Source organism: Nonomuraea sp. NPDC049784, from assembly GCF_040659615.1.
Classification (GTDB): Bacteria; Actinomycetota; Actinomycetes; order Streptosporangiales; family Streptosporangiaceae; genus Nonomuraea.
Genome location: NZ_JBFAMX010000610.1, coordinates 1 through 6,200 on the forward strand (window position 1 = coordinate 1; position 6,200 = coordinate 6,200).

The window sequence follows — 6,200 nt, forward strand, 5'->3', positions numbered from 1 at the left end:
GCTGACACAGCACCCCGAGATAGCCATGTACCGACACGAACAATCACGTTCCGTCACCACCGAAAGTGCGCCAGAGCCAGTGACCGTACAGTCCCTATCCGGTCATCGTCTTCCTCGGGAAAGTCGACGAAGTCGACCCTGCCGACGGGTGATTCATTGGCGAGGTTCACCGTGTAGGAGCTGATCGGGCTGGCGACCTCGAGCCTGACCGTCACGGATGCACCGCTGTTGTCAACTGATCCCTGAGTCATCTGGCTGTCCTTTTTGTGAATGGGCCAGAGACGGTTCAGTGGCCGGAGCAGGGGTAGTGGTGAGCGCGCGAAGCTGCTCGGCGTCGACATTGGCTCCGAAGGCAGGGGCGCCGGGCTCGAGCCGGGCACCCGCCGCGAGGTCACCGATGGCGAGTGGGTCGAACCCAAGTGTGTCGATCAGCTCTGACACGGCGGTGAGATCCTCGGGTGAGTCACCGGCGATCGCGATCGCCTTGCGCCCGAGGTGGCCGGATGGGCGAGCCCCGTCTTCGAGGTCGTGATAGCCCATGTGGTTGAAGGCTTTCACGACTCGCGCGCCCGTCAGGAACTGCTGCACGACTTCGCTCGAGGACGTACCGGGCGGGACGATCGTGTCGCGGGGACCATCGATTTCCCACCAGTGGTTCATCGCATCCACGACCAGCTTCCCCCGCAACGCCGAGACCGGGAGGTTGCGGAGTTTGCCGAGCGGGAGAGCGAGGATCACCACGTCCGCGGCTTGCGCGGCCTCGGCTGGCCACGCGGCGGTCGCGCCAGGGGTGAGCACCTCGGCGGTCAGCGCGATCTTCGCGGGGTCACCGGAGCCGGAGATCAGAACCCGGTAGCCGGCGGCGACCGCCAGGCGCGCCAGGACGGTGCCGACCTTCCCGGCCCCCAGGATCCCGACGGTGGCCACGGGGGTGGTCATCGTGTCGCCGCCGTGACGGCGGGCTGTTCGGCCAGCAGCTCGCGGACCCGGGGGATGACCTGGGTGCCGTACAGTTCGACCGAACGTAGCCGGGCGGTGGCTGAAACGGTGCCCGCGGCGGAGTAGATCATGTCGAACCGGCCCGCGTCCAGCACCCGGATCGCGTGGGCGATCTTGTTCGCGACCGTCTCGACCGAACCGACATACAGCGACCCGCGCCCCACCTCGGCGTCGAACTCCTCCCGGCGAAGCGGTGGCCAGCCGCGCAGCGCCCCGATCCGGTCGCGGATCTCCCGGTACCCGGGGTAGAACAGCTCTTTGGCTTCTTCGTCGGTGGCGGCGACGAAGCCGGGCGAGTGCATCCCGACCGGCTGTGCGGTGGTGCCGAGCTCCTGGTTCGCCCGCCGGTAAAGATCCACGTAGGGAGCGAACCGGGCGGGGGCGCCGCCGATGATGGCGAGCATGAGCCGAAACCCGTAGTGGGCGGTACGGAGCACGGACTGCGGTGACCCACCGACTCCCACCCAGGTGCTGAGCCGTCCCGAATCGGTCTTCGGGTACACGTCCGCGTCATTCAGGGCGGCCCGGGTGGTGCCCTCCCAGGTGACCGGCGTCTCGTCCAGGAGCCGGTGGAACAGGTCGATCTTCTCCTCGAACAGCACCTCGTAGTCCTTCAGGTCATACCCGAACAGCGGGAACGACTCGGTGAACGAACCACGTCCGAGGATCACCTCCGCCCGGCCGCTGGAGAGCGCGTCCACGGTCGCGAACCGTTGGAAGACCCGCACCGGGTCGTCCGAGGACAGCACCGTGACACCTGAGGCGAGCCGAATGCGCTTCGTGGCGGTCGCGATGCCGGCCAGCACCGTCTCCGGGCTGGAGATCGCGAACTCCGGCCGGTGGTGCTCCCCCAACGCGACCACGTCGATGCCGACCTGATCGGCCAGCACGGCCTCGGTCACCGCGGCGCGGATCGCCTGCGCGTGCGAGACGACCTCACCCCGATTGTCACGGGGCCGGTCCCCGAAGCTGTCGATACCGAACTCGATCTTCGAAACGTCCATCATGGCAACTTCCTCAGAGCTTTCGTTGTGCCCGTGCGCGACGGTGCGAGATTCACGAGAGGTAGGGGTAGCGGAAATCGCCTGAAATGTATTCGGCCGGGGCGACGACGACCTGCGTGTACGAGTGCTTGAATTGTTCCGGACCGGCGTCGGTGACGCTCTGGAATCGCACCTGGATGACGCGGGGATGCTCCCACTCGCCCCCGATTCCGAATGTGACCGCACCGAAGGCGGCCTGGGGCACGCCACGTGCCCCAGGCTCGCCTCCGGCTCAGCGTCCGTCGGCGCTACGCACCAGCTCCATCGGTGGTGGGTGTGGCCAGCAGTTGCAGCTCCCAGGCGAACGCGATCCCGCTGGCGCCACCGTGTTCCTGGAGAATCTGCGTGAGCTCGGGGGGCGTCGGCTCGCGCGCCCAGTCGCGCTGCCATTCCCCGGACACTGCCATCCAGGTGATGGGCACCACGCCGGCCTGCTCCATGCGGCGCACCGCCATGTCGTGCGCCTCGGCACTGACCCCGCCGCAGGCGTCGGTGACGACGAAGACGTCGTAGCCCTCGCCCAGCGCCTGGATGGCGGGCATGGCGACGCAGATCTCCGTCCACAGCCCGGCGATGATCAGCTTCTTGCGCCCCGTCTTCTCCACGACGTCGACGACACGACGGTCTTCCCAGGTGTTGATGTACGTGCGGTTGATCGGTTTCTGGTCCGGGAACAGGTCCTGGAGAGCCTTGATGAGGTAACCGCCACGTTCTTCGATCACCGTGGTCAGCACAGTGGGGACGTCGAACGCCTTGGCGAGCTTGGCGAGGCCGACGACGTTGTTGACGATCATGGTTGGTTCATGGCTGTTGAGATTGGTGAACTGGTAGGGCTGGTGGTCGATGAGCACCAGGACGCTCTCCTCGGGGGTGAGCAGTGCCTCGAGTCCGGTCTTTGCGGTGCGCGTCACTATGTTCCTTCTGCGTGATGGGCTGAACGTTCGATGGTCAGAGTCAGAGCTGTTCGGGTGATGCCAGCCGGTAGACGAACTGGCCGAGTCCGGACTGCGCGATCGCGAACATCGGGTCGGCCAGGCCTTCCTGCGTGGCGGCCATGCTCAGGTCGCCAAGGCGGACCGCCTCGTATCCGGCGTCGAGACTGAGCTGCCTGACAACGCCCTGGACTTCGTCGTCACCGGACCACAGGTTGCTCGGCCGTACACGGGCATCGGCGACCTGCCCGAGGAGAGAGGCGAAGTTGGTGCTGAACGCCTTCGCCGTCGGCCCGCCCGTCACCGACTGGACGTACTCGGCGTTGGAGGAGAACCCGGCCGGAGGCCGGGCACCGCCGTAGAGGTTCGTGGCGTCGAGCACTGTCTTGCCCTCGAGCCCGACGACGGATGACAGCGCCACCTCCACGGCGGTTCCCGGGACGGCGAGCAGTACCGCGTCCGCGGTGCCGACATTGCCGCCTCCACGCCCCAGCCGCGTCACCTGGTGCCCGGCACGTTCCCACAGGCCGGCCAGCCCGCCGCCGACGTTGCCTCGTCCGATCACGGTGATGTTCATGCTTCATTCCTTGCGAGGCTGAGGTGGTTTGTCGGCCGGTCACGCGAACCGAAACCGGCTCCGACCAGGCTCGACGGGGCACGTTGGAACGTCTCCCACGTCGTGAGAACGACACTACGGCGGCCATCCGGCGGGCGTCCAAGACTTGTCCGGACCTCCAGCGGTAGGATTTGTCTATCGATGTCAGCCCCCGTGTCCTCCGCTACTTCATGGCCGTAGCCGAGGAACTCCACTTCGGTCGCGCGGCCACGCGTCTCTACATCGCTCAGCCATCCCTGAGTCATCAGATCCGCAAGCTCGAGGAGACCCTCGGCACCCCGTTGTTCGTGCGTTCGAGCCGTAGCGTGCAGCTCACCGCCGCGGGCCGGACACTGGCTCGCGAGGCGCCGAAAGCGCTGGCCGCGCTGGAGCAAGCCGTGCAGCTCACCCGGCTGGCCGGGGCAGGGATCGCGACGACGATTCGGTTGGGCTACACACCGGTGACAAGCTTCGACACGCTCACGGCGCTCCTGGACACTCTCCGGGAAGACCATCCAGACGTCCTGGTCGACGCTCGAGAGTTCTTCAGCGCCGAGATTCCCGAACGTCTCCGTGCCGGCGACCTGGACGCCGGTCTCGCTCTCTCACCGCAGCCCCTCGACGGCGTAAATGGCGAGCTCCTCCGCGAAGAGCCCGTCTCCGCAGTCCTCAGCGCTCGCCACCGCCTCGCTGACGCACCGAGGATCCCGGTGACGGCCCTCCGCGACGAGACGCTGCTGCTGTTCGCCCGCCACCACGCCCCGGCGTACTACGACGCCATCGTCGCCGCGTGCCACGAGGCGGGCTTCTCACCCGATATTTGCGCATTCGACGAACCACCGGTGAACGCCATGCTCGCCCGGCTCTCCAGCGGACGCGAGGTCAGCCTGGCCCCGACATCGTTCGCTGAGCACGCCGCGAAGACCAGCCCCGGCATCGTTCTTCGTGACGTCGTCGATCCGCCGATCATGGCAGAACTCTCCGTGCTGTGGCCCACGAACGATCCGTCACCCGCCATCGCGAGCGTCGTCGACACCGCCCGACGATGCGCTGAACGCAACAAATGGCTACGCAACCCCATCACGTAGCGTGCGACGCTGCGACCCGCAGCCTCGATCACCCAACGGCATGTACAACGCCTGCACCGGGCCACGTCCATCCACAGTGGAATGGACGTAAGCCCAACGTCGAATTTCCTGGGCATTCCGCGTAAGCTGGGGGTTCGCTCGGATGGCCAGCCGTGCTTTCCGGGGCCGCGCGGTAAGCCCGCCCGGCCTTCGGCTGACCGGCGCGGAATTTCAGGCGTGGAGCTCCCGTTGAGCCGGACGTGACTGAACTTCGCCTGTGCCGCGTCAAAACGCAGCCATGATGGCTCTGACCTGTGGTTTGACGGGACTCCGCCCCTGCAGACAAGATCGCGTCTTGTGCTTGTCCGCCTGCTCTATCTCATCACGCTGCGGGTGTTCGGCTGGCTGATGTTGCTGGGCCGTAGTCAAGCGTCGAAGAACGTGGAAATCATGGTGCCGCGTCACGAAGTGGCAGTGCTACGGCGCCAGGTCGAACGCCCCAAGCCGGACTGGGTCGATCGAGCCGTCCTGGCGGCGTTGGCCCGGTGGCTGCCGACAGTGCTGCGCGCGCATCGGCTGGCTACCCCGGCGACGCTGCTGTCGTGGCATCGTCGTTTGCTCCGACAGGCCTGGATCTATCCACATCGGCCCGGACGTCCAACAATGAGTCGAGAGATCCGGGACTCGATCCTTCGCCTGGCGCGGGAGAACCCCGCGTGGGGCCATCGACGGGTACACGGGGAACTGGTGCGGCTCGGCATTCAGATCAGCGAGGCGACCGTGCGGCGCATTCTGCGCTCCCGCCGCTTCGCTCCGGCGCCCCGTCATCTCGACACCCCATGGCGCACCTTTCTACGTTTGCAAGCTAAAGGGCTCCTGGCCTGCGACTTCTTCCACGTTGACACAATCTTCCTGAAGCGCCTGTACGTGTTGCTCATGATGGAGGTCAACACGAGGCGCGTGCACATCTTGGGCGTAACGTCTCATCCGACCGGTGCATGGACCGCTCAGCAGACCCGTAATCTCCTGATCGACCTCGGCGAGGGAGCAGGCTCGTTCCGCTTCCTCATCCGCGATCGAGATGCCAAGTTCACCGCCGTGTTCGATGAGGTCTTCGCCGCCGTGGGCGTCACGGTGATGAAGACGCCGCCGCGAACACCGAGGGCGAACTGCTATGCCGAGCGCTGGATCAGGACGGTGCGCGCCGAGTGCACCGACCGCATGCTGATCTACGGTGAACGTCACCTGCGCTTGGTTCTGAATGAGTACATCGATCACTACAACGGCCACCGACCTCACCAGGCGCGCGGCCAACGACCACCCGATCAAGACGAACAGGCGGTGGTGTCCATGGAAGGCCGGATCGAACGCCACGAAGTACTCGGAGGAGCGATCAACGAGTACCGCCGAGCCGCATAGCTACGTCGGAGAAACCCCAGTTCAACCCACGCGCGCGAGTTTTGACGCCCTACAGGACCCTGCTGGTTAACTCGCGCGGTGTCGGCTGGTTCGTGATCTGATGGCTTCTGTCCTTGATCACGTTCGTGGGAGCAGCCGTTGCCTC

The 6,200-nt window shown here is 66.1% G+C and carries 6 protein-coding genes; 2 read left to right on the plus strand and 4 right to left on the minus strand.

Annotation, left to right across the window (positions count from 1 at the left end):
• Positions 1–231: 231 nt before the first annotated feature.
• The 4 genes from AB0J09_RS53420 to AB0J09_RS53435 form a co-directional block, all read right to left on the minus strand.
• Positions 232–939, minus strand: coding sequence for an NAD(P)-binding domain-containing protein (locus AB0J09_RS53420; protein ID WP_360709801.1), 708 nt, complete (start codon positions 937–939; stop codon positions 232–234).
• Positions 936–2,006 carry an LLM class flavin-dependent oxidoreductase gene (locus tag AB0J09_RS53425; RefSeq protein WP_225963420.1) on the minus strand — a complete coding sequence of 357 codons (1,071 nt, stop codon included), beginning with the start codon at positions 2,004–2,006 and terminating at the stop codon, positions 936–938. Before AB0J09_RS53425 ends, AB0J09_RS53420 begins: the two co-directional genes overlap by 4 nt.
• Before the next feature lie 284 nt (positions 2,007–2,290).
• Complete coding sequence (locus AB0J09_RS53430; protein ID WP_360709803.1) at positions 2,291–2,953, minus strand: hydrolase; 663 nt, start codon at positions 2,951–2,953, stop codon at positions 2,291–2,293.
• A 43-nt stretch (positions 2,954–2,996) separates the two neighbouring features.
• The gene (locus AB0J09_RS53435; protein WP_360709805.1) at positions 2,997–3,551 is read right to left on the minus strand and encodes a hypothetical protein; all 555 of its coding nucleotides are present in this window, start codon (positions 3,549–3,551) and stop codon (positions 2,997–2,999) included.
• A gap of 170 nt (positions 3,552–3,721) precedes the next feature.
• Here AB0J09_RS53435 and AB0J09_RS53440 point away from each other — a divergent pair, with 170 nt between their 5' ends.
• Positions 3,722–4,657 carry a LysR substrate-binding domain-containing protein gene (locus tag AB0J09_RS53440; RefSeq protein ID WP_358428017.1) on the plus strand — a complete coding sequence of 312 codons (936 nt, stop codon included), beginning with the start codon at positions 3,722–3,724 and terminating at the stop codon, positions 4,655–4,657.
• A gap of 336 nt (positions 4,658–4,993) precedes the next feature.
• Entirely contained in the window at positions 4,994–6,055 is a 1,062-nt protein-coding gene (locus AB0J09_RS53445) for an integrase core domain-containing protein (RefSeq protein WP_360709807.1), read from the plus strand.
• The last annotated feature ends 145 nt before the right edge of the window (positions 6,056–6,200 follow it).

What these genes read in the sequence shown, in the direction of transcription:
- AB0J09_RS53425 (WP_225963420.1), bottom strand. Translation starts at nt 2,006, where the DNA reads ATGATGGACGTTTCGAAGATCGAGTTCGGTATCGACAGCTTCGGGGAC.
- AB0J09_RS53420 (WP_360709801.1), bottom strand. Translation starts at nt 939, where the DNA reads ATGACCACCCCCGTGGCCACCGTCGGGATCCTGGGGGCCGGGAAGGTC.
- AB0J09_RS53435 (WP_360709805.1), bottom strand. Translation starts at nt 3,551, where the DNA reads ATGAACATCACCGTGATCGGACGAGGCAACGTCGGCGGCGGGCTGGCC.